The organism is Mesorhizobium sp. M8A.F.Ca.ET.057.01.1.1, from assembly GCF_003952565.1.
Taxonomy (GTDB): Bacteria; Pseudomonadota; Alphaproteobacteria; order Rhizobiales; family Rhizobiaceae; genus Mesorhizobium.
Genome location: NZ_CP034454.1, coordinates 2368001 through 2393636, shown reverse-complemented (window position 1 = coordinate 2393636; position 25636 = coordinate 2368001). Strand labels below are relative to the sequence as shown.

Genomic DNA, 25636 nt, shown 5'->3' with positions numbered 1-25636 from the left:
GCTTTCCCTGAAAAACTGACTGGATTTGCCGAATTGAATGGAGGTTGGCCGCTATGTAGGCGATGCGGCGGCGAACGGCAATCGCTTTTGCCACATCGGGCCAACCACACGGACAAGTGTGCACCGGCAGCCAAGTTTTCAACCGGTCGATGGCGCACGGAAATCTCCGGTTAACCCTTCCGCGTCAAAACAGGATCGGTTGGAATCGCTGGCTTGCCGCGATTCCGAGAGAGAGAGATCGGATCGACGGCATTGCTGAACAGTTTCCTGCTCCTTGCCGAAGCGGTCGTCTACTTCAGCGTCATGGTGACGCTTTTCCGCTTCCGCAAGCGCATCGGCCTCGGCGTCTTCGTCTGCGCGCTCGGCGTCATGCATTTCCTGGAGACCTATCTCGCCAGCGTCTTTTACGTCGCCCTGCCGTTTGGCATGGTCTCGCCAGGCTCGGCGGTGCTCTTTTCCGGCAAGCTGGTGATGCTCCTCCTGCTCTACATGAAGGAAGACGCCGCCACCGTGCGCCAGCCGATCTACGGGCTGCTGCTCGGCAATGCGCTGATGATCGGGCTGGTTCTGCTGCTTCGCCTGCACGCCATCGCGCCGCTGCCGGACGGCCGGCTCCCCGACATCGGCTTCATCGACGAGATGGGCTGGCTGATGGTGTGGGGCACGACGCTGCTGGTCATCGACGCCATCCTGATCATTCTGCTCTATGAAAAGCTTGGGCGCACCCTGCGCAAGGCACAGTTCGCGCGCATCCTGATTTCGGTCGCCTGCGTGCTGACCTTCGACCAGGCCGGCTTCTTCACCGCGCTGCATTTTGTTGCCGGGGCGCCGATCGCGGTCTTCTTCGGCGGCTGGTTCGCCAAGATGGCGGCGGCACTGACTTTCAGCGCCATGCTGGTCGCCTACCTCAGATGGTTCGAGGTCCGGGACGTCCAGATGCCGCGTGGGCTGACCGACATTTTCGAGACCCTGACCTATCGCGAACGCTACGAAGCGCTGGTCGAGCATGTCGGCCGCGACGGCCTGACCGGCCTGTTGCACCGCGGACGCTTCGACGCCGATGGTGAAGCAGCCGTCCAGGCCAGCCTGCGCACGGCGAGGCCGCTCAGCCTGCTCATCGTCGACGTCGACCACTTCAAGTCGATCAACGACCGTTTCGGCCATGCCGAGGGCGACAGGGCGCTGAAGGCAGTCGCAACCGTACTTTGCGAGGCGGCAGGCGCCGAGGACCAGGTGTTCCGGATCGGCGGCGAGGAATTCGCCATACTGAGTTCGCGTCCGCATTCCGTCGCCAGGCTGTTTGGCGAAAGCGTCCGCACCGCGCTCAAGGCATCGGCGGCCACCAGCCGGTTCGAACTGACCGTCAGCGCCGGCGTTTCCAGCGTCAGCGAAACGACGCAGTGCCTGGCCGACCTGTTCGCGCTCGCCGACCAGCGCCTTTACAAGGCGAAATCGACCGGACGCGACCGCGTCGTCGGTGAACCCGGCGGGCATGAGGCCGACGCTGCGATCGCCTGGACCAGGTCAGCCCAGGTTTAGCCCTATCCGCGACGGCCGCGCCGGCTTACCGGAAGCGGCGATCCCGTCCTTACTGGAACCCGATCGCGTCGACCGTGCCGGTCGGGCAACCGGCCTTGTTGGTCGGCACCGATGCCAGCAGCAGGTCCTTGAGTGAACTGTTCGGGCCGATCGGACCGGCAAGGCCGAGTGTCAGTTCGCCGATCAGCCGCCGGCCGTTCGACGGATCGATGACGCAGGACACCCGCACCCTGTCGCCTGCTCCCGCACCGAAGGCCTGGTCGAAGGCACCGCGAATCTGGTCCGCCGTCAGCTTGCCACCAATGTTCTTGGCGAAAAGGTCGCGCACGGGCGAGCTGTTGACCTCGCGCATCAGATGGAGGGCGTCGGAAAAATACTCCTGCTGGCTTTTGCCGTAACAGGTGCCGTGCTTGATCCATTCATGCCGTTCCAGCTTCGAGGCGGTGCCCGGCATCACCTTGTCGAGCTCGGCGCGGGTGTCGGCATCGAGGTTCACCGGCGGCAGGTCCTGCCAGTGGGCCGGATTGTCATTGGCCTTGTCGCTGGCCGAAGCCTGGCAATAGAAATTGCCGTTCGGCTGCGGCCACAGACCGTGCAGCGTGAAATTGGTGGCATCGAATTCGCCAGGGTTTTGCGCCTTGCATTCGGTCTTGTTCGACTTGGTCTCGCAGAAGGCCGGCTGCCAGCTCAAGGCGAAGACATATTCGGGTTTTCCCGAGGTCCCGGGCTTGCCTTGCCCGCCCGGTGCCGCTGGCACGCTCGCCGCGCTGCTGCCCGACAGGTGGCCGCAGCTCACCTTCACCCAGCGGCGCTCTGGATCGGCGCCCGGCACCTGGATGAGGTAGTGGGTCGGCGTGTCCTTGTTGCCGGCAAGCAGCTGATAGGTCTGTCCGGCATCGGTCGAAACATTGCCGGGGTTCTTGCCGTTCTTGATCGCCTGCGTCGCCGGACAGGCAGCATCGGCCACGAAGGTTCCACTCATCTTGACGTCGGCATGCGCCGCGCCCGCCAGCGACCCCGCCAACAAGGCCAATCCGAAAACAACAGCAATGCGCATGGAGAATCCCCTGCTGGAAAGTGGGCGACAGACTGAAGCTGTCTCCATGTCAGAATTGCGATATTTTGCGAGCCCGTGGCAAGAAAGATCGTCGCGGAAAAGCCGGCAGGCCAGATTGACGCAAATCTGGCACCGGCGCACACGTTGGCATGACAAAGGCGGAACCAGGGGGAGACCGGCCGGCATGCCATTCAGCCAGCAGCGCGTGGTTCGCTCGCCGACCGGCGCAGACCTCAATCTGTTCGTCCGGCAGGCTGATAGCCCTGCGCGTGCGGTGGTCCAGATCAATCACGGCCTGGCCGAACATGCCGCCCGCTACGACCGCTTCGCCGATTTCCTGGCCGCCCGGGGCTTCCATGTCTACGTTCATGACCACCGTGGCCATGGAGCGACCAAGGCGCCCGACGCGCCGCTCGGCAGATTCGCCGACACGGACGGCCCGGCCAAGGTGATCGCCGATGTCGACGCCATCCACGATCTCATCGCCGGCGAGCAGCCTGACCTGCCGGTAATCCTCTTCGGCCACTCGATGGGCGCGTCCGTGGCGCTGAACTACCTGCTACGCCATTCCGGGCGCATTCATGCCGCGGCGATCTGGAACGGCAATTTCTCGCAAGGCCTGCTCGGCCAGGTGGCTCTCGGTATCCTCGCCTGGGAACGGATGCGGCTGGGCTCCGATGTCCCGTCGCGCCTGCTGCCGAAACTCACCTTCCAGGCCTGGGGCAAGGCGGTGCCCAACCATCGCACCTTGTTCGACTGGCTGTCGCGCGACGAAGCGGAGGTGGCGAAATACATCGCCGATCCGCTCTGCGGCTGGGATGCCTCCATCTCGATGTGGCGCGATGTGGTCGCCATGGCGCTGAACGGCGGCAAGGATGCAGGCTTTGCCACCGTTCGCCGCGACATCCCCGTCGCTATCGTTGGCGGCGAAAAAGACCCTGCCTCGGACTACGGCAAGGGGATCACCCATCTCGCCAATCGTATGCGCAAGATGGGCTTTTCGAATCTGGTTTCAAAGGTTTACGCCGACACCCGCCATGAAAGCCTGAACGAGGTGAACCGCGACATCATCATGGACGATTTCGCCAACTGGGCGGACAATGTCCTGAAGGCGTGACGGGTTGGCCCATTGCAAGGACCGTGACAGCCGCTGCCGGGCTTGATAGAGGCACTGCTTTCGCGGCAATCACGGTGATTGCCGCAACCACGGTGATTTATGGCCGAACCCCCACTGAAAGGCGTCCGCGTCGTCGAACTCGCCCGCATTCTTGCCGGCCCCTGGGCCGGGCAGTTGCTTGCCGATCTCGGCGCCGATGTCATCAAGGTCGAAAGCCCCGATGGCGGCGACGACACCCGCAAATGGGGTCCGCCCTTCGTCATGAGCCATGACGGCGAGAACCTGTCGGCCGCCTATTACCATTCCTGCAATCGCGGCAAGCGTTCCATCGCCATCGACTTTTCGACGCCGGACGGCGCCGAGACGGTGCGCCGGCTGGTCGCGACGGCGGATGTGCTGATCGAGAACTTCAAGCTCGGCGGCCTGAAGAAATACGGGCTCGACTACGGCAGTCTGAAGAAGATCAACCCTCGCCTGGTCTACTGCTCCATCACCGGCTTCGGCCAGGATGGGCCTTATGCGCCACGCGCCGGTTACGACTTCATCATCCAGGCCATGGCCGGCATGATGTCGATCACCGGCGAGGCCGGCCGCGAGCCGCAAAAGGCCGGCGTCGCCATCTCGGACATCTTCACCGGTCTCTATTCGGTGATCGCCATCCAGGCGGCACTTCGCCATGCCGAACAGACCGGCGAGGGCCAGCACATCGACATGGCGCTGTTCGACACCCAGATCTCGGCCCTCGGCAACCAGAACCTCAACTATCTCGTCTCCGGCAAGTCGCCGGTGCAGATGGGCAATGCCCATATGAACATTGCCCCGTACGAAGTGCTTCCGGTCAGGGATGGCCACATCATCCTGGCTGTCGGCAATGACGGCCAGTTCGGCAAATTCTGCGCCGCCGTCGGGCTGGACGATTTGCCGGCGAATCCCGATTTCGCCACCAATCCGGCCCGCGTCGCCAACCGCGTGGACCTTCGCGCACGCATCATCGAGGCGCTGAAGAGCTGGGATCGCGATCCGCTGCTGGCGAAGCTCGAAGCCGCCAGCGTGCCGGCAAGCCCGATCAACACGATCGGCCAGATGTTCGCCGATCCGCAGACCATTGCCCGCGGCATGCGGCTCGACCTTGACGACGGCCATGGCAACCGCCTGCCGTCGGTGCGCGCCCCGATGGTGATGTCGGGCACACCGCTCAGCTATGAGCGCCCCTCGCCGCGCCTTGGCGAGCACACTGACGAAATCCTTGCCGAACTGGAGAAGTCTGGGAAATGAAGACCGGTGGACAACTGATCGTCGACGCCCTCGAAGCCAACGGCACCGACCGTATCTTCTGCGTGCCGGGCGAATCCTACCTTGCGGTGCTCGACGCGCTGCACGACTCCTCGATCCGCACCATCGTCTGCCGCCAAGAAGGCGGCGCCGCCATGATGGCCGACTGCCAGGGCCGGCTGACCGGCAAGCCCGGCATCTGCTTCGTCACCCGCGGCCCCGGCGCCACCAATGCGTCGGCCGGCGTCCACATCGCCATGCAGGATTCGGTTCCGCTGATCCTGTTCATCGGCCAGGTCGCCAGCCACGCCAAGGAGCGCGAGGCGTTCCAGGAGGTGGATTATGTCAGCTTTTTTGGCGACATCGCCAAATGGGTGGTCGAGATCGACGACGCCTCGCGTATCCCGGAATTCGTCACCCGCGCCTTCGCCGTGGCGACGTCGGGCCGGCCCGGCCCGGTCGTCATCTCGCTGCCCGAGGACATGCTGACCAGCGAGGTCGAGGCGCCGAAAGCACTTCCCCACACGCCGGTCGAGACCTATCCCGGCGAGGCCGAGCTCGACACGCTGGGAACGCTGCTTGTCGGCGCGAAGCGTCCCTTCGTCATCCTTGGCGGCACGCGCTGGAACGCGGACGCCGTGGCGCGGATGCACGAAATCGCCGAGACCTGGTCGCTTCCTGTCGGCTGTTCCTTCCGCCGCCAGATGTTGTTCGACCATCTTCATCCAAACTATGCCGGTGATGTCGGCATCGGCATCAATCCGAAGCTGGCGGCGGCGATCAAGCAGGCCGACGTCGTTCTCTTGATCGGCGGCCGCATGGGCGAGATGCCATCTTCAGACTACACGCTGCTGAAGAGCCCTTATCCCGACCAGGCACTGGTGCACGTCCATGCCGATGCCGGCGAACTCGGCCGGGTCTACCGCCCGACGCTGGCGATCAATGCATCGCCAGCGGCTTTCGTCGAGGCTTTCGCCAAGCGCAAGCCGGCCGGAACGCCGGCCTGGGCAGCCGAGACCGCCCGACTGCACGCCGCCTATCTCGACTGGTCGACACCGCCTGAAACCGGCCCCGGCGCGGTCCAGATGGGACCGATCATGAACTATCTGGAAAAAATGCTGCCGGACGATGCCATCCTCACCAATGGCGCTGGAAATTACGCGACCTGGGTGCATCGCTTCCATCGCTTCCGCCGCTTCGCCACCCAGGGCGCGCCGACATCGGGCTCGATGGGCTACGGCACCCCGGCGGCGGTCGCAGCCAAGGCGCTCTATCCCGAGCGCACCGTGGTCGCCTTCGCCGGCGACGGCTGCTTCCTGATGAACGGTCAGGAATTCGCCACCGCCGTGCAATACGACCTGCCGATCGTCGTCGTCGTCGTCAACAACGGCATCTACGGCACCATCCGCATGCATCAGGAGCGCGAATATCCGAGCCGCGTGGTGGCGACCGATCTCAAGAACCCCGACTTCGCCGCACTTGCCCGTGCCTATGGCGGCCATGGCGAGACTGTTGAGAAGACCGCCGATTTCGCGCCGGCCTTCGAACGCGCGCGCGCCAGCGGCAAGCCCGCGATCGTCGAGATCAAGCTCGATCCCGAAGCGATCACGCCGACCCGCACGATGACCCAGATTCGCGACAAGACCTGAAAGGGCGCTGCATCAAAGCTGCCGATCTTCTTCCTTTGCGGCTACACTATGCACACATCATCTGTGACTGGCGCGACTCATCGACGTGGGGCTTGATTGCCACGTGGTTCCCCCAATCCGTCGCGGCTTCGCCGCGCCACCTTTCCCCCTCCGGAGGGAAAGGAAGGGGTTAGCGTACGAGCCTTGACGTCAAAAAACTTGGCGCGTTTCCTCTCCCCCGTCGATCGGGGGAGAGGTGGCTCGGCGAAGCCGAGACGGAGTGGGGGTCGACCAGCGCAGCCTAAGACAATGCATGCGCCAAGCTGCTATGCGCGTTAACGCCAGAAACCGGCCGCTTGGAAATGTGTGCATCCCTAGCCCTTGCGGCGGAGATGTCCGGCAGGACAGAGACGGCGCCGCCGCGCCGGCTTTCAAGCGTTAGCGGCGCTCCGGACCCTACATCGCCTTTTCGATCTGGCCACGAATCTCGCCGTCCTTGTTGGCGGCCGTGTGCACGTTGACGTAATATTTGCCGGCCTCCAGGTCGGCGGCCTGCGCATCGGTCAACGTGGCCGACCCCTTTATCGGGCTCTTCAGCTTGCCTTTGAACGGGATCACGGGATCCGCGTTTTCACCCATTGCTGCCGGGCCGTGGATATGCGCGGCCACCGCCGGGCCACTGAGGCCGGAATACTTCACGTTCCAGCTGAGCTTCTTCTTGGTCGTGTCGAAGGTGAGAGTAGCCGTCCCCTTGCCTTTGGTGGTGACGGCCGGGCTCTGCTGGCCGCCATCGAGGGTCGCCTTGTATTTCACCATCTCGGCCATGGCCGGTGATGCGAACAGGAAAGCGGTGGAAATGGCGAGTGCCGATAACGCCGGCAGGAAGGAGTGAGCGCGCATGAATAACCTCCGATTGGATGAAGCATCCGTCGCGGCTCCCCGACGCGCGCATGCTTCATCGAAACGGCTGGGTGGCGCAATGTATCCCTGCACACGGTTTTGTGATTGGAGCGCATGGAAAAGGGGCGGTCGCCCGCCCCTTTTGGTGTCAGCCGTCAAACCGGTCGCAGGCGCCGTTGATTGCGCCCGCGAGACTTACTTGATCGCCTTGTCGGTGATCGCGGTGGTGTAGGCGCCTTTCGGCTCCTTGGTGATGATCTTCTGGTCGAGCAGCGCCTTGGCGGTGCGCTCGTAGGTCGCCGGATCGAGCTTGCCGTCGGCATTGTCGATCAGCTTGGCGACCTCGCTCATCATGCGCTTCTGGTGGTTCTCGTCTTGGCCGCCGCCATCCATGACGATGCCTGCCGCCTCGTCATTGTTGTCGACGGCGTATTTCCAGCCCTTCATCGAGGCCCGCACGAAACGCACCATCTTGTCGGCGAAGGCCGGATCCTTGAGCTTGTCTTCGGACGCATAGAGCCCGTCCTCGAGCAGGTCGTTGCCCATCGCCGAGTAGTTGAACACGGTGAGCTGTTCGGGCTTGTAGCCGGCGTCGATCAGCTGCCAGTACTCGTTGTAGGTCATGACCGAGATGCAATCGGCCTGCTTCTGGATCAGCGGCTGCACGTCAAAACTCTGCTTGAGCACGGTGACGCCGTCCTTGCCGCCATCGGTCTTGAGGCCAAGCTTGTTCATCCAGGCATAGAACGGATATTCGTTGCCGAAGAACCAGACGCCGAGCGTGTGGCCCTTGAAGTCGGCTTCGGTCTTGATCGGGCCATCCTTCGGGCAGACCAGTTCCATGCCGGCCTTCTTGAACGGCTGGGCGATATTGACCAGCGGCACGCCCTTTTCGCGTGCGGCCAGCGCGCCGCCCATCCAGTCGACGATGACGTCGGCGCCGCCGCCGGCAATCACCTGCTCCGGCGCGATATCGGGGCCGCCCGGCTTGATGTCGACATCGAGGCCTTCGGCTTCATAGAAGCCCTTGGCCTTGGCGACATAGTAGCCGGCAAACTGGGCCTGCGTGACCCACTTCAGCTGCAACGTCACCTTGTCGGCGGCCATTGCCTGGAACGCGGCCAGCGACATCGCGCCGGCCAGAACTGGAATAATAAGTCTTTTCATTTTTTTACCCTCTGAAGTTAGTGCCCTAAACCCACCGCCCCTATCCACCACGGACAGAGGGATGCCAAAACGTGACGGCCCTTTCGACAAGGGCGACCACGCCATAAAAGACCGAACCCGCAAGTGCTGCAACTGCGATTTCGGCCCAGACCATGTCGATGTTCATCCGCCCGACCTCGGTCGAAATGCGGAATCCCATGCCGACGACAGGCGTGCCGAAGAACTCGGCGACGATCGCGCCGATCAGCGCCAGCGTCGAGTTGATCTTCAGCGCGTTGAAGATGAAAGGAGCGGCGGCCGGCAGCCTGAGCTTGATCAGCGTCGACCAGTAGCCCGACGCATAGGTGCGCATCAGGTCGCGCTCCATATGGCCGGACGCAGCGAGCCCGGCGACCGTGTTCACCAGCATCGGGAAGAAGGTCATGATGATGACCACCGCCGCCTTGGACTGCCAGTCGAAGCCGAACCACATGACCATGATCGGCGCCACGCCGATGATCGGCAGCGCCGAGACCATGTTGCCGATCGGCAAGAGCCCGCGCCGCAGGAACGGCACGCGGTCGGCAAGGATGGCGGTGATGAAGCCGGCGCCGCTGCCCACGACATAGCCGAAGAGCACCGCCTTGAAGATGGTCTGCCGGACATCGGCGCCGAGTATCGGCAGCGAACCGGCGATGCGCGCGCCGATCGCGCTCGGCGGCGGCAGCAGGATGAAAGGAATGCCGGCGCCTCGCGTCACCGCCTCCCAGATGATCAGGATCCAGGCGCCGAAGATGGCCGGGATGACCAGACGCAAAGCGGTCCGCGCCCAACCCGTTATCGGGCGAAGTCCCGACAGTACCGCGACGCAACGCCAGCCAAGCAGCCAGGCAGCCGTCAGCAGCAGGAAATACGGCGCCAGTGCGGTGCCTTCGAAACCCGCAATGCCCGAGATCAGCAGCCAGGCGACGAGATGGGCGCCGATGAACAGCACGACGGCCTCTGCAACGGATGGAATCCTGGCCATCGAGATCAGCGCCGCGACCACGGCAAGGCCGAGCATCAAGCCCTTCGTTCCCAGATAGGGATAGTTGATGCTCGCCGTCGGGTCCGCAAGCGCTGCCGCTTCCGGCTTCGACATGGCGCCAAGCGCGACCGCGATCAGGCACAGCACGATCGCCAGCACCGCTTGCCAGGAAGGTTTCAGCCAATTCATGCCGGCCTCCCGCCCATGGCGCGGTCAACGAGGCGGCCGGCAATGCCGACCACCATGACCAGAAGTGCCGCAACGATCGAGCCCGCGACCAGCGCCGACCAGATGTCGATCGATTGGCTGTAATAGGCGCCGGCCAACAGCTTGGCGCCGATGCCGGCGACCGCACCCGTCGGCAGTTCGCCGACAATGGCGCCGACCAGGCTTGCCGCCACCGCCACCTTCATCGAGGTGAACAGGAACGGCACCGAGGCCGGCACGCGCAATTTCCAGAAGGTTTGCGTGCGGCTGGCATTGTAGGTGTGCATCAGGTCGAGATGCATGAGCTCGGGCGAGCGCAGGCCCTTCACCATGCCGACCGTCACCGGGAAGAACGACAGGTAGGTCGAGATCATCGCCTTGGGGATCAGCCCGGTGATGCCGATCGCCGCCAGAACGACGATGATCATCGGCGCCACCGCCAGAATGGGGATGGTCTGCGAGGCGATGATCCACGGCATCAGGCTGCGGTCGAGTGTCGCCACATGGACGATGCCGACGGCAATGACGATGCCGAGCGCGGTGCCGAAGGCAAAGCCGAGCAGCGTCGAGGACAGCGTCACCCAGGCGTTGTAGACGAGGCTGCGGTTCGAATTGATCGGCCGCAGAAAGGTGTTCTCGAAGAAATTCACCGCCACCTGATGCGGCGCCGGCAGCGTCGGCTTCGGCTGCGACAGCGTCTTGCCGATGAACTCGACGGCGCCAGGGGTTTCGTTGGCCCGGGTGTCGAGATCGCGCTGGAACGGCGCGTTGAGGATAACGGCGAAAACGTACCAGAGCACGACCACGCCAGCGAGGATCGAGGTCACGGGGATGAGCTTGGAGCGGAAGGTGTCCATCAGGAGGCCTCGCCAGCGAGGCGACCGCTCCGCGCAACGCGAGCGGTCAACCACGCCTTCGTCATCCTAGGGCGAAGCAGGCGCGAAGCGGCCTGCGTAGAGAGAGCCGCCCACCGCGATTTCGTCATCCTAGGGCGAAGCAAGGAGCGAAGCGACGCGGCGCAGACCCTAGGATCCATGCCGTTACCTCTGCGCTCAGAGACGGTGCGGAACATAGCGCCCCTCGCGCGACCGCGGCGGGAGGCCATTCTCCGCCGTTTTGGCTCTTCGACCAACGTCACGGCATGGATCCTAGGGTCTACGCAGGCCGCTTCGCGCCTGCTCCTCCCTAGGATGACGAAGGCGTTATTGGCCGCTCCTTCGCGCCGCTCAATCATCATAGCTATGCCCTGCCCTCAACCCATCGCGCACCCGCGCGGCGATCGCCAGGAATTCCGGCGTCTCGCGGATGTCGAGCGGCCGCTGCTTCGGCAGCGTCGATTCGATGACGTCGCTGACCCGGCCCGGGCGCGGCGACATGACGACGATGCGGGTCGACAGATAGACCGCCTCCGGTATGGAGTGGGTGACGAAGCAGATGGTCTTGTTGGTCCGGCCCCACAGTTGCAGCAATTGCTCGTTGAGGTGGTCGCGCACGATCTCGTCCAGCGCACCGAACGGCTCGTCCATCAACAGGAGGTCGGCGTCGAAGGCCAAGGCGCGCGCGATCGAGGCGCGCTGCTGCATGCCGCCGGAGAGCTGCCAGGGGTATTTCTTCTCGAAGCCGATGAGGTTGACGAGGTCGAGCGTGCGCTTGATCCGCTCCGCCTGCTCGGTCTTGGACAGGCCCATGATCTCCAGCGGCAGCGCGACATTGCGCTCGATGGTGCGCCAGGGAAACAGGGCGGCTGCCTGGAAGACATAGCCATAGGCGCGTTTCTCGCGCGCCTGTTCCGGCGTCATGCCGTTGACCGAAATCGTCCCCGAAGTCGGCTTCTCCAGATCGGCGATGACGCGCAGCAGCGTGGTCTTGCCGCAGCCGGACGGGCCTATAAAGGAGACGAACTCACCCTTGCCGATGGTCAGGTCGACATTGGACAGCGCCTGGACCGGGCCGTCATTGGTCTGGAACGTGAGGCCAAGCTTGCTTGCCGAAACGACGGCTGGCGAAGATCCCGTCATCGGTCGCTGCCTGCCTTGTCACGGCACCGGGGCGCCGGCTGAAATCCGGTTGCATTTATCGCGATGTTGTTTTCCACTTGCCCTGTCCCATTGGCCCACCGACCTTGTTCCACTCAATCGACGCCCGGAGTTTCCCCGATGTCGCCCAAACCCACTTGTCATCTTATTCGCCCTGACAGCACCTATGAAGGCAAGCAGGGGTTGACCTATCTGGCCGGCATCGCGACCGAAACGGTCGGCTCATCCGGCATCTGCATGCACGTGCTGACCATGCCGCCCGGCGCCCGCGCCAAGGCGCATTTGCACGAGAACCACGAAACGGCGATCTACGTGCTCTCCGGCGAAGTCCATACCTGGTATGGCGACCGGCTCGAACATCACATCGTCGTCAAGGCCGGCGACCTCTTCTACATCCCGGCTGGCGTGCCGCATCTGCCGGCCAATCTCAGCAACGCCCCCTCCTCGGCCGTCATTGCCCGCACCGATCCCAACGAACAGGAAAGCGTCGTCCTGCTGCCGGAACTGGATGCGCTCGTCGCCTGACGCCGACGGGAGGGTGGCCGCCATCATTTGCACCGGGAGACTTCACCCATCACATTGCCGTCCTCGTCGACGACAGACAGTTTCTTGGCGTTCTTGGCGCTGCGCTTGATGGTGAAGGTGGCCAGTGACTTGCCGTCCTCACCTTCGGCTTCGCACTCGGCCTTGACCGTCAACGAGCCATCGGCCTGCGCCTTCGTCTCGGTGAAGGTGCAGGCGCTGGCCGCCGTGATCAGTTCCTTGTCGGTCAGAAGCAGCATCTGATCGGCGGCGACTTCCTGGCCGTTCTTGTTGATGCAGCCATACTTGTCGCCATAAGGCTTGCTGAGATCGATCCCGGCTGCCGCCGCATGGCCCGCCGACAACAGCGCCGCGGCGGCGATGGCAAGATGAATGGCGCGCATCGTCAAACCCCCGTCGCCGGGATGCCCGTCCGCTCGACCTTGCGCGGCGCGGTGATCTCTTTCCACGTCGACAGCGCCCGGTTGACCGCCGCGTTCGGTTCACGTCCGACGAACTCACCATGGCCGGGCTTCGCCTTGACCTCGGCTTCCTCGATCGACAGTTCGCCGCGCGAGAAGACGAAGCGCGGCAGACCGGTCACCTCGACGCCTTCGAACACATTATAGTCGATGACAGACTGCTGCTTCTTGGCCGAAATCGTCTTCTTGCGCTGGGGATCCCAGACGACGATGTCGGCATCCGCGCCTTCGACGATAGCGCCCTTCTTCGGATACATGTTGAGGATCTTGGCGATGTTGGTCGAGGTCACCGCGACGAACTCGTTCATCGTCAGCCGCCCGGTGTTGACGCCTCTGGTCCATAGCACCGGCAACCGGTCCTCGAGCCCGCCGGTGCCGTTGGGGATCTTGGTGAAGTTGCCGACGCCGAAGCGCTTCTGGTCGGTGGTGAAGGCGCAATGGTCGGTCGCCACCACCTGCAGCGACCCGGCCTGCAGGCCCGCCCACAGCGAATCCTGGTGCAGCTTGTTGCGGAAGGGCGGGCTCATCACCCGGCGCGCCGCATGGTCCCAGTCCTTGTCGAAATACTCGCTCTCGTCGAGGGTCAGGTGCTGGATCAGCGGCTCGCCGAACACCCGCATGCCTTTCTGGCGTGCCCGGCGGATCGCCTCATGGCTCTGCTCGCAGGAGACATGCACGACATAGAGCGGCACGCCGGCCATGTCGGCGATCATGATGGCGCGGTTGGTCGCCTCGCCCTCCACTTCCGGTGGACGCGAATAGGCGTGGCCCTCAGGCCCATTATTGCCGGCCGCAAGCAGCTTCTGCGACAACGCCGCGACCACGTCGCCATTCTCGGCATGGACCAGCGGCAGCGCGCCAAGGTCGGCGCAGCGCTGGAACGACGCATACATCTCGTCGTCGTCGACCATCAGCGCGCCCTTGTAGGCCATGAAATGCTTGAACGAGGTGATGCCCTTGTCGACGACGGTGGCCATTTCGTCGAACACCTGCTTGCCCCACCAGGTGATGGCCATGTGGAAGGAGTAGTCGCAGGCGGCCTTCGAGGTCTTGTTGTCCCACATCTGCAAGGCCTCCAGCAGCGATTGCTGCGGCGACGGCAGGCAGAAATCGACCACCATCGTGGTGCCCCCAGCGAGCGCCGCGCGCGTGCCGGATTCGAAATCATCGGCCGAATAGGTGCCCATGAACGGCATTTCGAGATGGGTGTGCGGGTCGATGCCACCCGGCATCACATAGCAGCCGGTGGCGTCGTACTCGTGATCGCCATGCAGGTCCGAGCCGATGGCGACGATCTTGCCGTGACTGAACAGCACATCGGCTTTCCAGCTGCGATCGGCGGTGACGACGGTGCCGTTCTTGATGACTTTGGTCATTTTGTTGTTCCCATTCTTAATCGTTATAGCCAAGGTTTTGCAGCGTCATCGGGCTCCATAAGGATTTGCGGCCATGAACTGGGCTCTATGTTCATTCACCGCTTCGACCTTCCGATCGAAGCTTTCCAATACCTCGTTCAAGCGAAACCAAAGATCGGGATGCGTCGCCCAGAACGCGCCAGAAATTTTTAGACACATCGAAATCAAATCCCCGTCATAGTAATCACCATGCACCAACGGATCCATTTCAATCAGGTCAATTGCTTTCACGACGAGAATTTCCAGACCGATCTCTTGACCAATGAGGAGCCGCAACTGTTCGGTAGAAAGCTGCCCTAAAGGTGTGTCGAGCGCAGCCTCGCATCTTTCTACCAGCGACGAAGGATAAGACGATCTGGCGTGGGGCCAACCGACAAGGACCCGCAGCTTTCGATCCTCGTCAACGTTGCCTCTCGGCTTCACTCCACAATCCCCGCCGTCTCCACCACCGCGTGGAACAGAACGTCGGCGCCGGCTCCCGCCCACTCCTTGGTGATCTCCTCGGCCTCGTTATGGCTGAGCCCGTCGACGCAAGGGCACATCACCATGGCGGTCGGCGCGACGCGGTTGATCCAGCAGGCGTCGTGGCCGGCGCCGGAGACGATGTTGCGGTGCGTATAGCCAAGCCGATCGGCGGCATCGCGAATTGCCTTGACGCAGTCCTTGTCGAAGGTGACCGGATCGAAATGGCCGACCTGCTCGATCTCGTATTTGATGTCCAGCGCGTCGCAGATCGTGTCGATGCCTTCGCGGATGCGGCCATCCATGGCATCGAGCACCTCTTTCTCGGGCGAACGGATGTCGATGGTGAAGACGGTGCGACCGGCGATGATGTTGCGCGAGTTCGGATAGACTTCCATGTGCCCGACAGCGCCGACCGCGTCGGGCTGGTAGTCCATGGCGATCTCGTGCACCAGTTCGATCACGCGCGCCATGCCGAGCCCGGCATTGCGGCGCTTGGGCATCGGGGTCGAGCCGGTATGCGCCTCCTTGCCGGTCAGCGTCACCTGCAGCCATTTCAGGCCCTGGCCGTGGGTGACGACGCCGATGTCGATGTCTTCGTCCTCGAGGATCGGGCCTTGCTCGATGTGCAGCTCGAAGAAGGCGTGGATCTTGCGATCGCCGACCTTCTCGGTGCCCTTCCAGCCGATACGCTCCAGTTCCTCGCCAAATTTCTTGCCGTTCTTGTCCGTGTGCTCGTAGACTTCAGCCTGGTCGAGCACCCCGGCGAACACGCCCGACGCCATCATCGCCGGTGCGAAGCGCGCGCCTTCCTCGTTGGTCCAATTGGTGACGACGATCGGGTGTCTCGTCTTGATGCCGAGATCGTTGAGCGAGCGCACGATCTCGAGCCCGCCGAGCACGCCGAGCACGCCGTCATATTTGCCTCCAGTCGGCTGCGTATCGAGATGGCTGCCGACATAGACCGGCGGCAGGCTGGGGTCGGTGCCTTCACGGCGGGCAAACATGGTGCCCATTTCGTCCACACCCATTTCGAGCCCGGCCGCATCGCACCAGCGCTTGAACAGATGCCGGCCCTCGCCGTCCTCGTCGGTCACGGTCTGGCGATTGTTACCGCCGGCAATGCCCGGGCCGATCTTCGCCATCTCCATGATGGAATCCCACAAACGGTCTGAATTGATTCGCAGATTTTCGCCGGGTGCGGCCATTCAAAACCTCTCCAATTGCGCGGCGTCCCCTCCCCCTGGAGGGGAGGGTGGCCGCGAAGCGGTCGGGTGGGGTCGCCTGACATAAGCTCGACCTTCCCCTTGACCGCCTGCGCGACATGCCAGGCGCTGTTTATGACATCGGGCTCGTCAACGCGAAAGATATCGAACCCGAGCGAACGCAGATAAGCGTCACGGACAGCGTCGTGCCGTTTGCCTTTCTCGTACTCGTGCAGATCGCCATCCACTTCGACCACCAGCTTCACACCGAAGCAGGCAAAGTCGACGATGTACGGCCCGATCGGGCACTGGCGGCGAAATTTTATGCCGATCGATTTGAGATCGCGCAACTCGTACCAGAGCAGGGATTCGCCCTTGGTCGCGTGAACTCGGAGCGAGCGCGCCTTCTGGCGCATTTCGTAGCTCACGCGGGTGCGGGGCATCAGGAGCGACCTCGCAGCAAAAGATCAGGTCGGCGCCCAGTCGCACCGACCCCACCCGACCGCTTCGCGGCCACCCTCCCCCCGAGGGGGAGGGATATCCGCGCCCAGATCTTCAATCGATAGACCTCAAAACTTCACGCACATGGTCGATCAATTCGTTGATCTGGCCCTTGGTGATGATCAGCGGCGGCGACAGTGCGATGATGTCGCCAGTGGTGCGGATCAGTGCGCCGCGCTCGAACGCCTTGACGAAAGCCGAGAAGGCCCGCTTGGTCGGGCTGCCGGCGATCGGCGCCAGTTCGATCGCGCCGATCAGGCCGATATTCCTGATGTCGATGACATGCGGCTCGCCCTTCAGCGAATGCAACGCATCTTCCCAGTAAGGCGCCAGTTCCTCGCCACGCGTGAGCAGGCCTTCTTCCTTGTAGGTGTCGAGCGTGCCGAGTGCGGCTGCGCAGGCGATCGGATTGCCCGAATAGGTGTAGCCGTGGAAGAACTCGATCATGTGCTCGGGGCCGGTCATGAAGGCGTCGTGGATTTCCTTCTTGACGAACACCGCGCCCATCGGGATGACGCCGTTGGAGACACCCTTGGCGGTGGTCATGATGTCGGGCGTGACGCCGAAATAATCGGCGGCGAACGGTGCGCCGAGGCGGCCGAAACCGGTGATGACCTCATCGAAGATCAACAGGATGCCGTGCTTGGTGCAGATCTCGCGCAGCTTCTCGAGATAGCCCTTCGGCGGCAGGATGACCCCGGTGGAGCCGGCGACCGGCTCGACGATGACGGCGGCAATGGTCGAGGCGTCATGCAGGGCGACGATGCGCTCCAGCTCGTTGGCGAGCTCCGCGCCATGCTCCGGCACGCCCTTGGAGAAGGCGTTCTTCTCCGGCAGGTGGGTGTGCGGCATATGGTCGACGCCGCCCAACAGCGTGCCGAACATCTTGCGGTTGGTGACGATGCCGCCGACCGAGATGCCGCCGAAATTGACGCCGTGATAGCCGCGCTCGCGGCCGATGAGCCGGGTGCGCGAGCCCTCGCCCTTCACGCGGTGATAGGCGATTGCCATCTTCAGAGCGGTCTCGACCGATTCCGAGCCGGAATTGGTGAAGAACACATGGTCCATGCCCTTGGGCGCGATGTCGACCAGGCGGTTGGCCAGTTCGAACACGATCGGATGGCCCATCTGGAAGGCCGGGGCGTAGTCGAGTTCGGCGGCCTGGTGCTGGATCGCCTCGGTGATCTTCGGGCGGCAGTGGCCGGCGTTGACGCACCACAGGCCGGCGGTGCCGTCCAGCACCTTGCGGCCGTCGCTGGTGGTGTAGTGCATGTCCTTGGCGGACACGAACATGCGCGGCGCCTGCTTGAACTGCCGGTTTGCCGTGAACGGCATCCAGAATGCGCTGAGATCGTTCGGCGTGACTTTCAGCCGGTTGGACATGACCAAGACTTCCCCTTGTAACCTGTTTCGGTGCGTCCAACGCTTGGTCTTTGCCGCGCTTTCATGCTACGCAAATTTTGACCGATTGGACAAACGTTAGCACCGCCCTGTCGGCGGTCAAGGATTACTAGCGGAAATGCGGCTCCTGAAGTGCGTTCCACAGGCTAGGGAAAAACTGGTCCAGAGAATTGGTCCAGATGACCGTCAATACGAGGGTCCGCAACGGTGACCACGAGCACGCATGCCCCTCGCCGCACCCGCATCCAGCAGGAAAAGCGCGAACTGATCCTGGAGGCCGCGCTCGAAGTGTTCTCCACCAACGGCTTCCGCGGCTCGACCATCGATCAGATCGCCGAAGCCGCCGGCATGTCGAAGCCGAACCTGCTCTACTATTTCCGCCGCAAGGAAGACATTCACGAGACCTTGATGGAACGGCTGCTCGAAACCTGGCTGGCGCCGCTGAGGGAACTCGACGATATCGGCGATCCGATGACCGAGCTCAGGAGCTACATCAGGCGCAAGCTGGAAATGGCCCGCGATTTCCCGCGCGAGAGCCGGCTGTTCGCCAACGAGATCCTGCAAGGGGCACCGCGCATCATGCCGCTGCTGGCGGGCGAGCTGAAGACGCTGGTCGACGAGAAGGCAGCCGTCATCAAGGGCTGGATGCGCGCCGGCAAGATCGCCCGGACCGATCCCTGGCACCTGATCTTCTCGATCTGGGCGACCACCCAGCACTATGCCGATTTCGACGTCCAGGTCCGCGCCGTGCTCGGCCCGAACCGCGGCGGCGACGGCCGCTTCGAGGACGCCGCCCGCTTCCTGGAGCAATTGTTCCTCGATGGGCTGAAGCCGAAGGGCTGACCACTGCCGCCGATGGGTCAGGCACTGCGCCTCTCGGCCGGGATCGCGTCGAGCAATTGTTGCAGCTTGGCGACCGAGTTCTGCTCGGCGAGCGGCGTGTAGACGATCAGCCGCATATCCGAGCCGTCGTCGATCGACAGGCTCATATGCTCGAAAGCCATCAAGCCGGCCTTGGGATGCCGAACGTGCTTCACGCCGGTCAGCCTGCGCGCCACGTCGCGCCGGGGCCACCAGTCACGGAACTCGGGACTTGAACTCATCATCAGGGCGATCAGCCTGTCGAAATCGGGATCGCCGACATATTTGGCGCTTTCGGCACGAAATGAGGCGAGCACCATGCGGGCGAGTTCTTCCCAGTCGACCAGCAGGCGGCGATGGTGCGGGTTGGTGAACACCATGTGGACGATGTTTCTGCTGTCGCCGTCCAGCAGGCCATAGTCGCCGAACACGGCCGCCGCGGCCGGGTTCCAGGCAAGCACATCCCAGCGCCGGCCGACCACTTGGGCCGGCTGCAGGACGAGGCTTTGCAGCATATGCAACAGCGTAGCGTCCACCTTCTCGGGCGCCGCCACACGACGTTCCGGCTGCTGGCGGCCTGCGAGGATGAACAGATGCCGCTTCTCGACGGCGTCGAGGTGCAAAGCCTCGCAGAGCGCCGAAAGCACTTCGACCGAGGGTCGCACGTCCCTGCCCTGTTCGAGCCAGGTGTACCAGGTGGTGCCGACACCGGCGATCATCGCCACTTCCTCGCGCCGCAGACCCGGCGTGCGCCGTCGCGGACCTGTTGCGATGCCGGTGGCCGATGGCGTCAGCCTTTCCCGGCGCGAACGCAGGAAGGCGCCGAGTTCGCGCCGGCGGCTCTCGTCGGCTGATTGGGTGGGGGCAGCAGAGATGGAAGCGTTCATGCTGGCTATTATAGCAGTATTGATACCAGGATAAAGTTTGAACTGTTTGCCGCGGGCGAAGCGTCCCATCTTGCGTTCGGAGCAGCAACAGGAGGCTCTGAACATGGAATTGAAAGACAAGACCATCCTCATCACCGGATCGACCGACGGCGTCGGCCGGGTCGTGGCGCAAAGGCTAGGCGCCGCCGGCGCACGGGTGCTGGTGCACGGCCGCGATGCCACGCGCGGCAAAGCCGTTATCACCGACATCGAAGCAGCCGGCGGCAAGGCCGAGTTTCTCGCGGCCGATCTCGCGTCGCTGGCGGAGGTAAGACGCCTCGCCGAGGCCGTGCGCGCCAGGACGGGCCGCCTCGACGTCCTCATCAACAATGCCGGCGTCGGCACGGCTGGCGACAAGCGACAAACAAGCGCCGACGGCCACGAACTGCGCTTTGCCGTCAACTATCTCGCCGGCTTCCTGCTGACCTCGGAGCTGCTGGCGCTGCTCAGGGCAAGCGCCCCGGCGCGCATCGTCAACGTCGCGTCCGCCGGCCAGCAGGCGATCGACTTCGACGACGTCATGCTGACCCACAGCTATAGCGGCGTGCGCGCCTACTGCCAGAGCAAGCTGGCGCAGATCCTGTTCACCATCGATCTGGCCGAACAGTTGAAAGGCAGCGGCGTCACCGTAAACGCGCTGCATCCGGCGAGCTACATGAACACGACCATGGTCCGGCAGGCGGGCGTGACGCCATGGAGCTCCGTCGAAACCGGCGCCGACGCCATCTTGACCCTCGCCACCGCGCAAAAGCTCGAAGGCCGCAGCGGCCTCTATTTCGACGGACTGCGCGAATCCCACGCCGACGCCCAGGCCTACGATGCCAGGGCAAGACAACAATTGCGCAGCCTGAGCCTCGATCTCGTCGCGCTGGCTTTGCCAAAATCGAAGGAAGAACGGTCTTGACCGGCACAACCGAACACACAGTCATCATCGGCGGCTCGTCCGGCATCGGCCTGGCGACAGCGCGCAAACTGCTCGGCCCGGGCATGAAGGTCACCATCACCGGGCGCAACCAGGACAAGCTGGTCAGCGCCTGGAAAAGTCTCGGCGGCGCAGCCGACAAGGCAGCCTTCGACGCGTCGAACCCCGACGAGGTGCGCCAGTTCTTCGATCGGCTCGGTCCGTTCGACCACCTCGTTCTGGCAGCGAGCGGCGGCAAGGGCCTCGGACCGTTCGAGACGCTCGATCTCGCGGACATCGGCGGCGGCGTCGACGAAAAGGTGCGGCCGCAACTGTCCTGCCTGCAGGCCGCCTTGCCGACGTTGAACAAATCGGGATCGGCCACCTTCATTTCGGCGGTGTCGGCTCAGGTCGCGATGCCCGGCGTCGCCGGCATCGGCGCCATCAATGGCATGCTGCTGACCGTCGCGCCGATCCTGGCGGTGGAATTGAAGCCGCTGCGCGTCAACGTCGTGGCGCCCGGCGTCATCGACACGCCGTGGTGGGATTTTTTGCCCGATGAGCAGCGGCAAGCGGTCTTTGCCGAATATGCGGGGAAGACGCCCGTGGGCAGGATCGGCCGCGCCGAGGACGTCGCCTCGGCAATCGCCTTCCTCGTGTCCAACAGCTTCATGACCGGCCAGGTGCTGACCTGCGATGGCGGCCTGCGGTTCGCGGCGTAGGAAGTGCATGCGGCGGGAGAAACGTGACAACGGTATTGTGACTTGGATGAGCAGGGGGTCCTACCGCCCGGCGACTATCCCAGCACCGATTGCCGCGATGACGAACAGCAGCACTATCCAAAAGCCAAACAGATTTGCCCTTTGATAGTTAGGTTTCCCAGAATCGGCCTTTGCTCGAAGAAAAAGGAGGACGTCAGGGAACCCCATTACCAGGAGAAGTATGAAAAAGCCGACCTCGCCTATGAATTCAGAACGAAAGCGCTTTTCCACAAAAGGGTACAGCGCGGTTGAGCCGTAAACCAAATAGACAAATAGAGTGAAGCGAGTTGCTGATTTCCACAGGAATAAAGGGGACGCCAGAAAGATTTTCTCTTCCGATTTTCGCAGCAGGACAACAATTACCAGCAAGCTCGATATAAAGTAGGCGTCCAATAAAACGAAGGAATCCCTAGCCGTAATTGACTGCAAATGTTCCAGAAGCACGACCACGACAACTGCCAGACCTCCTCCCATAAGCAGCCATCTCAGGGTGTCTCGCCTTCTCCCTCTGAGAATATACATCTAACGCTCAACGAAATTACGATTAGAGATTAGATACCGGCACTGTCCTAACAATAAGTATCGGCGCTGCCATGGCGGCGCGCCGTCGAGCAGCGGGCAGCCGAGAGAACCACAAGGTGGGGCAAATCGGCGGGCATTAAACTCCCCTTGAAGCAGTTGGAGCGCCGCGCCCCTCGGCGGCGCCCCAACAAACATTCGGACTGTCAGGCCGCCTTGGCGGCCGGCATCGGATGGATGGCATGGAACGGGATGCAAAGCCGGTTCCAGGTGTTGATCATGCCGACCGCGACGGACAGCTTGACCAGTTCCTCTTCCGAAAAATGCTCCAGCGTGCGGGCATAAAGCTCATCCTGCACGCCATCTTTGGCGATCATCGTCACCGCTTCGGTCCAGGCCAAGGCGGCGCGTTCGCGCTCGGAGAAGAGCGGCGATTCCTTCCATGCGGAAACCAGATAGAGCCGTTGCTCGGTTTCGCCGTCGCGCCTGGCCTCGCGGCTATGCATCTCGACGCAGAAGGAACAGCCATTGATCTGCGAAGCCCTGAGCTTGATCAGGTGCAGCAGGCTCACCTCCAACCCGCATTCGTCGACCGCCTTGTTGAGCGCCGAGACCGCCTTCATGATTTCGGGCGCCTTGGCGAAGAATTGCATTCTCTGTTTCATCGTCTTTCCTTTCGCATCGTCGGGAGGGTTAGGTTTGGTTGGTTGAACTGGATTTCTGCGGCCGCTGGCGGCTCTCGACAAAGGCGCAGCTCGCGGCGAACGATCTGGGGTCGCCTTCCGCAGCGTAATCCGCCACGATGTCGGACAGCTTCACCTCGGCCAGCGCTGCCCGGTAGGCACGCTCGGCCTTGAGCATCGCGGCATTGATGCCGCAGGGTTTGACATAGGCCGAGGCATCGATCTTGACCGGACCGTTGCGGCGGATCTCGCCGCAGCGAAATGCCGGTTCGCGCCCCTCGATGGCCAGCACGATGTCGAGCAGTGTGATGCGTTCCGCCGCCCGCGCCAGCCGATAGCCGCCCGCCGGGCCCGGCACCGATTCCAGAATGCGCGCCGCGCTCAACATATTGAGATGCTTCAGGAGATAGCTCGGCGACAGGCCGAACGCCTCCGCCAGAGCCGCGCCCGGCATGGTGCTGTTGCCGTCCACGCTCGCCAGCGTCGCCGCGCAGTGGATGGCCGCCTCAACGCCCTCGCCCAGCTTCATCGTGATGATCTCCAATTCATGGATATCTTTTATCGTGGATAATTTTTATCTGCAATAGGAGAATGGAGATTGTCCGCTAATTCTGATGGTTCCCGGCACACCGCTTAGCAAGGTTTGGGTTCCTCGCACCCCGCGGAGCGGGGGAGAGGTGGCCCGGCGAAGCCGGGACGGAGAGGGGGACGACCTTTGTGAAGATGCAACCGGTGAGGAGGAGGCGCGAGTAAAGGCGATCAGGAGCCTTGGGCAGTTCCCAGTCGTCCCGAAGCCCCCTCTCCGTCCCGGCTTCGCCGGGCCACCTCTCCCCACTTTCGTGGGGCGAGGAACCCAAGTTCTGCCAAGCAGCCCTTCTTATGCTGGAGCAAACCCTACTCCGCGGCCACCTTGGCCATCGGGTTGTTCGGGTGCGTCGTCCAGTTGGCGTAGACCGGCGACACGGGTTTGCCGGTGCGTTGGTCCATCACGCCGGCCGCCAGCGGCTCCATGGTGATGCAATTGTCGACCGGGCAGACATTGACGCACAGGTTGCAGCCGACGCATTCGGCCTCGATCACCTCGAAATGCCTGATGCCGTTGACGACATTGGTGATCGCCTGGTGCGAGGTGTCCTCGCAGGCGATGTGGCAGCGGCCGCATTTGATGCAGGCGTCCTGGTCGATATGCGCCTTGGCGACATAGTTGAGGTTGAGATACTGCCAGTCGGTGACATTGGGCGTGGCGCGGCCGATGACGTCGTCGAGCGAGCGGTGGCCCTTCTCGTCCATCCAGTTTTCCAGACCGGCGATCATCTCCTGCACGATCTTGAAGCCATAGGTCATCGCCGCCGTGCAGACCTGCACATTGCCGGCGCCGAGCGCCATGAATTCGGCGGCGTCCCGCCACGTGGTGATGCCGCCGATGCCGGAGATCGGCAGGCCGCGCGTTTCGGGGTCGCGGGCGATCTCCGCCACCATGTTCATGGCGATAGGCTTCACCGCCGGGCCGCAATAACCGCCATGCGAGCCCTTGCCGTCGATGGTCGGCATCGGCGCGAAACTGTCGAGGTCGACGCCGGTGATCGAATTGATGGTGTTGATCAGCGACACCGCGTCGGTGCCGCCGGCATGGGCAGCGCGTGCCGGCTTGCGGATGTCGGTGATGTTGGGCGTCAGCTTGGTGATGACGGGCATGCGCGTGTATTGCTTGCACCAGCGCACCACCATTTCGATATATTCCGGCACCTGCCCGACGGCCGCGCCCATGCCGCGCTCGGACATGCCGTGCGGGCAGCCGAAATTGAGCTCGATGCCGTCCGCGCCGGTCTCCTCGACCAGCGGCAGGATGGCCTTCCAGCTCTCTTCCTCGCACGGCACCATGATCGAAGCGATCAGCGCGCGGTCGGGCCAGTCCATCTTGACCTGCTTCATCTCGCGCAGATTGGTCTGCAAGTCGCGGTCGGTGATCAGCTCGATGTTGTTGAGGCCGAGCAGGCGCCGGTCGGCGCCCCAGATCGCGCCGTAGCGCGGGCCGTTGACGTTGACCACCGGCGGCCCCTCTTCACCCAGCGTCTTCCAGACCACACCGCCCCAACCCGCCTTGAAGGCGCGGATGACGTTGTAGGCCTTGTCGGTCGGCGGCGCCGACGCCAACCAGAACGGGTTGGGCGATTTGATACCGACGAAATTGTTCCTGATATCAGCCATGACAGGGGTCCCTTTCAACCGAGACGAAGAAGCAGTTCGACGGGCGCGAGAATGCCGCCCTCGAGGGCAGCGACGAGGTTGGCCATCTTGGTGCGGGCGTCCTCGCCCATGACGAGGCCGAGGCCGGGCGATGGCTTCCTGCCTTCGGCTTGCGCGGCGGCCAGCCGGGCACGCATCGCGGAGAAAAACTCGACGGCGAAGGCGCCGCGCTGCCGCTTGGCGGTCACCGAGAAGCCCGCCGCGGCGGCGGCCGAGCGGTAATCGCCGGGCGTGGCGACGAAGGACAGGGTCTCATTGGATGCCCACGGCAACGGAAAGGTCAGAGCTCCATCCTTGAGCCGCATCACGTCGTAGACGGCAAAGACGCCGCCGGGCTTGAGCACGCGGGCAGCCTCGCTCATCAGCTTCGCCTTGTCGGGCAGGTTCATGCCGACATGCAGGATCATTGCAACATCGAAGCTGGCGTCGGCGAACGGCATGTCCAGCGCGCTGCCTTGCACGAAGCGTGTCTTGTCGGCCATTCCCGTCCGCCTCGACAGGCTGGTCGCGATATCGACATAGCTTTGCGTCAGGTCGATGCCGGTGACATCGACGCCAGCATTGTTGGCGACAAAGCGGGCCGGTCCCCCTATCCCCGATCCGATGTCCAGCAGTCTGGCTCCTGGCTTCAACCCAAGCTGGCTGATAAGGTCCCTGGTGGCGGCCACGCCGCCAATGTGGAATTCGTCGACCGCTTCGAGATCGCCGGCGCGCAAATGCGCAACATCGACGCCCGTATCGGCAAGCGCGGCAAGGATCCGCTCCTCCAGGCCTGAAATCTCGTAGTGACGGGCAATGCCCGGTTCCACCGTGGCCATGAT

The 25636-nt window shown here is 63.3% G+C and carries 26 protein-coding genes; 8 read left to right on the top strand and 18 right to left on the bottom strand.

What is annotated here, in order from left to right:
* Nucleotides 1-252 precede the first annotated feature (252 nt).
* Nucleotides 253-1539: a sensor domain-containing diguanylate cyclase gene (locus tag EJ077_RS11055; RefSeq protein ID WP_208701925.1), complete on the top strand. Its 1287-nt coding sequence runs from the start codon at nt 253-255 to the stop codon at nt 1537-1539.
* Nucleotides 1540-1588: 49 nt separating this feature from the next.
* On the opposite strand, the gene EJ077_RS11050 is transcribed toward EJ077_RS11055, so the two are convergent.
* Nucleotides 1589-2596, bottom strand: a complete 1008-nt coding sequence (locus EJ077_RS11050) for a ribonuclease T2 family protein (RefSeq protein ID WP_208701923.1) — start codon at nt 2594-2596, stop codon at nt 1589-1591.
* 184 nt (nt 2597-2780) lie between these two features.
* Between EJ077_RS11050 and EJ077_RS11045 the strand changes: the two genes are divergently transcribed.
* From EJ077_RS11045 to EJ077_RS11035, 3 genes are all read left to right on the top strand, one after another.
* Complete coding sequence (locus EJ077_RS11045; protein ID WP_208701921.1) at nt 2781-3713, top strand: alpha/beta fold hydrolase; 933 nt, start codon at nt 2781-2783, stop codon at nt 3711-3713.
* 99 nt (nt 3714-3812) lie between these two features.
* Nucleotides 3813-4988: a CaiB/BaiF CoA transferase family protein gene (locus EJ077_RS11040; protein ID WP_135881942.1), complete on the top strand. Its 1176-nt coding sequence runs from the start codon at nt 3813-3815 to the stop codon at nt 4986-4988.
* Nucleotides 4985-6634: a thiamine pyrophosphate-binding protein gene (locus EJ077_RS11035; protein WP_208701919.1), complete on the top strand. Its 1650-nt coding sequence runs from the start codon at nt 4985-4987 to the stop codon at nt 6632-6634. The genes EJ077_RS11040 and EJ077_RS11035 overlap by 4 nt, the downstream gene beginning before the upstream one ends.
* Nucleotides 6635-7069: 435 nt before the next feature.
* On the opposite strand, the gene EJ077_RS11030 is transcribed toward EJ077_RS11035, so the two are convergent.
* The 5 genes from EJ077_RS11030 to EJ077_RS11010 all read right to left on the bottom strand — a co-directional run bounded on the left by EJ077_RS11030 (nt 7070) and on the right by EJ077_RS11010 (nt 11911).
* The gene (locus EJ077_RS11030; protein ID WP_208701917.1) at nt 7070-7513 is read right to left on the bottom strand and encodes a CHRD domain-containing protein; all 444 of its coding nucleotides are present in this window, start codon (nt 7511-7513) and stop codon (nt 7070-7072) included.
* 195 nt (nt 7514-7708) lie between these two features.
* Nucleotides 7709-8680, bottom strand: a complete 972-nt coding sequence (locus EJ077_RS11025) for an ABC transporter substrate-binding protein (RefSeq protein WP_123167349.1) — start codon at nt 8678-8680, stop codon at nt 7709-7711.
* A gap of 40 nt (nt 8681-8720) precedes the next feature.
* Nucleotides 8721-9875 carry an ABC transporter permease gene (locus EJ077_RS11020; protein WP_208701915.1) on the bottom strand — a complete coding sequence of 385 codons (1155 nt, stop codon included), beginning with the start codon at nt 9873-9875 and terminating at the stop codon, nt 8721-8723.
* The gene (locus tag EJ077_RS11015; RefSeq protein ID WP_208701913.1) at nt 9872-10750 is read right to left on the bottom strand and encodes an ABC transporter permease; all 879 of its coding nucleotides are present in this window, start codon (nt 10748-10750) and stop codon (nt 9872-9874) included. Before EJ077_RS11015 ends, EJ077_RS11020 begins: the two co-directional genes overlap by 4 nt.
* A gap of 369 nt (nt 10751-11119) precedes the next feature.
* Complete coding sequence (locus tag EJ077_RS11010) at nt 11120-11911, bottom strand: ABC transporter ATP-binding protein (RefSeq protein WP_208701911.1); 792 nt, start codon at nt 11909-11911, stop codon at nt 11120-11122.
* A gap of 138 nt (nt 11912-12049) precedes the next feature.
* Between EJ077_RS11010 and EJ077_RS11005 the strand changes: the two genes are divergently transcribed.
* The gene (locus EJ077_RS11005) at nt 12050-12454 is read left to right on the top strand and encodes a cupin domain-containing protein (RefSeq protein ID WP_208701909.1); all 405 of its coding nucleotides are present in this window, start codon (nt 12050-12052) and stop codon (nt 12452-12454) included.
* Nucleotides 12455-12477: 23 nt separating this feature from the next.
* Here EJ077_RS11005 and EJ077_RS11000 read toward each other — a convergent pair whose 3' ends face one another.
* The 6 genes from EJ077_RS11000 to EJ077_RS10975 form a co-directional block, all read right to left on the bottom strand.
* The gene (locus tag EJ077_RS11000; RefSeq protein ID WP_208701907.1) at nt 12478-12855 is read right to left on the bottom strand and encodes a hypothetical protein; all 378 of its coding nucleotides are present in this window, start codon (nt 12853-12855) and stop codon (nt 12478-12480) included.
* 2 nt (nt 12856-12857) lie between these two features.
* On the bottom strand, nt 12858-14309 hold the full coding sequence (hydA, locus tag EJ077_RS10995) for a dihydropyrimidinase (RefSeq protein WP_208701905.1): 1452 nt from the start codon (nt 14307-14309) through the stop codon (nt 12858-12860).
* A gap of 45 nt (nt 14310-14354) precedes the next feature.
* A complete protein-coding gene (locus EJ077_RS10990) occupies nt 14355-14771 on the bottom strand; it encodes a contact-dependent growth inhibition system immunity protein (protein ID WP_208701903.1) in 417 nt (138 codons plus the stop codon).
* Entirely contained in the window at nt 14768-16018 is a 1251-nt protein-coding gene (locus EJ077_RS10985) for a Zn-dependent hydrolase (RefSeq protein ID WP_208701902.1), read from the bottom strand. Before EJ077_RS10985 ends, EJ077_RS10990 begins: the two co-directional genes overlap by 4 nt.
* The gene (locus EJ077_RS10980) at nt 15904-16431 is read right to left on the bottom strand and encodes an endonuclease domain-containing protein (RefSeq protein ID WP_245458718.1); all 528 of its coding nucleotides are present in this window, start codon (nt 16429-16431) and stop codon (nt 15904-15906) included. Before EJ077_RS10980 ends, EJ077_RS10985 begins: the two co-directional genes overlap by 115 nt.
* 139 nt (nt 16432-16570) lie before the next feature.
* The gene (locus tag EJ077_RS10975) at nt 16571-17899 is read right to left on the bottom strand and encodes an aspartate aminotransferase family protein (RefSeq protein ID WP_135881951.1); all 1329 of its coding nucleotides are present in this window, start codon (nt 17897-17899) and stop codon (nt 16571-16573) included.
* 225 nt (nt 17900-18124) lie between these two features.
* Between EJ077_RS10975 and EJ077_RS10970 the strand changes: the two genes are divergently transcribed.
* Nucleotides 18125-18760 carry a TetR family transcriptional regulator C-terminal domain-containing protein gene (locus EJ077_RS10970; protein WP_208701898.1) on the top strand — a complete coding sequence of 212 codons (636 nt, stop codon included), beginning with the start codon at nt 18125-18127 and terminating at the stop codon, nt 18758-18760.
* Between the two features lie 17 nt (nt 18761-18777).
* On the opposite strand, the gene EJ077_RS10965 is transcribed toward EJ077_RS10970, so the two are convergent.
* Entirely contained in the window at nt 18778-19665 is an 888-nt protein-coding gene (locus tag EJ077_RS10965) for a helix-turn-helix transcriptional regulator (protein ID WP_208701896.1), read from the bottom strand.
* A 103-nt stretch (nt 19666-19768) separates the two neighbouring features.
* On the opposite strand from EJ077_RS10965, the gene EJ077_RS10960 reads away from it, so the two are divergent.
* Together EJ077_RS10960 and EJ077_RS10955 are read left to right on the top strand one after the other, a co-directional pair.
* Nucleotides 19769-20608, top strand: coding sequence for an SDR family NAD(P)-dependent oxidoreductase (locus EJ077_RS10960; RefSeq protein ID WP_208701894.1), 840 nt, complete (start codon nt 19769-19771; stop codon nt 20606-20608).
* Entirely contained in the window at nt 20605-21327 is a 723-nt protein-coding gene (locus EJ077_RS10955; RefSeq protein WP_208701892.1) for an SDR family oxidoreductase, read from the top strand. The genes EJ077_RS10960 and EJ077_RS10955 overlap by 4 nt, the downstream gene beginning before the upstream one ends.
* Before the next feature lie 60 nt (nt 21328-21387).
* Here the strand turns inward: EJ077_RS10955 and EJ077_RS10950 are convergent, their stop codons facing one another.
* The 5 genes from EJ077_RS10950 to EJ077_RS10930 form a co-directional block, all read right to left on the bottom strand.
* On the bottom strand, nt 21388-21816 hold the full coding sequence (locus tag EJ077_RS10950) for a hypothetical protein (RefSeq protein ID WP_208701890.1): 429 nt from the start codon (nt 21814-21816) through the stop codon (nt 21388-21390).
* Between the two features lie 275 nt (nt 21817-22091).
* A complete protein-coding gene (locus EJ077_RS10945) occupies nt 22092-22550 on the bottom strand; it encodes a carboxymuconolactone decarboxylase family protein (protein ID WP_208701888.1) in 459 nt (152 codons plus the stop codon).
* A gap of 28 nt (nt 22551-22578) precedes the next feature.
* Nucleotides 22579-23097, bottom strand: coding sequence for an RrF2 family transcriptional regulator (locus EJ077_RS10940; RefSeq protein WP_208701886.1), 519 nt, complete (start codon nt 23095-23097; stop codon nt 22579-22581).
* A gap of 365 nt (nt 23098-23462) precedes the next feature.
* Nucleotides 23463-24776 (bottom strand): NAD-dependent dihydropyrimidine dehydrogenase subunit PreA, encoded by a 1314-nt coding sequence (preA, locus tag EJ077_RS10935; RefSeq protein ID WP_208701884.1) that lies wholly within the window; start codon nt 24774-24776, stop codon nt 23463-23465.
* A gap of 14 nt (nt 24777-24790) precedes the next feature.
* Nucleotides 24791-25633, bottom strand: a complete 843-nt coding sequence (locus tag EJ077_RS10930) for a class I SAM-dependent methyltransferase (protein ID WP_208701882.1) — start codon at nt 25631-25633, stop codon at nt 24791-24793.
* Nucleotides 25634-25636: the final 3 nt, after the last annotated feature.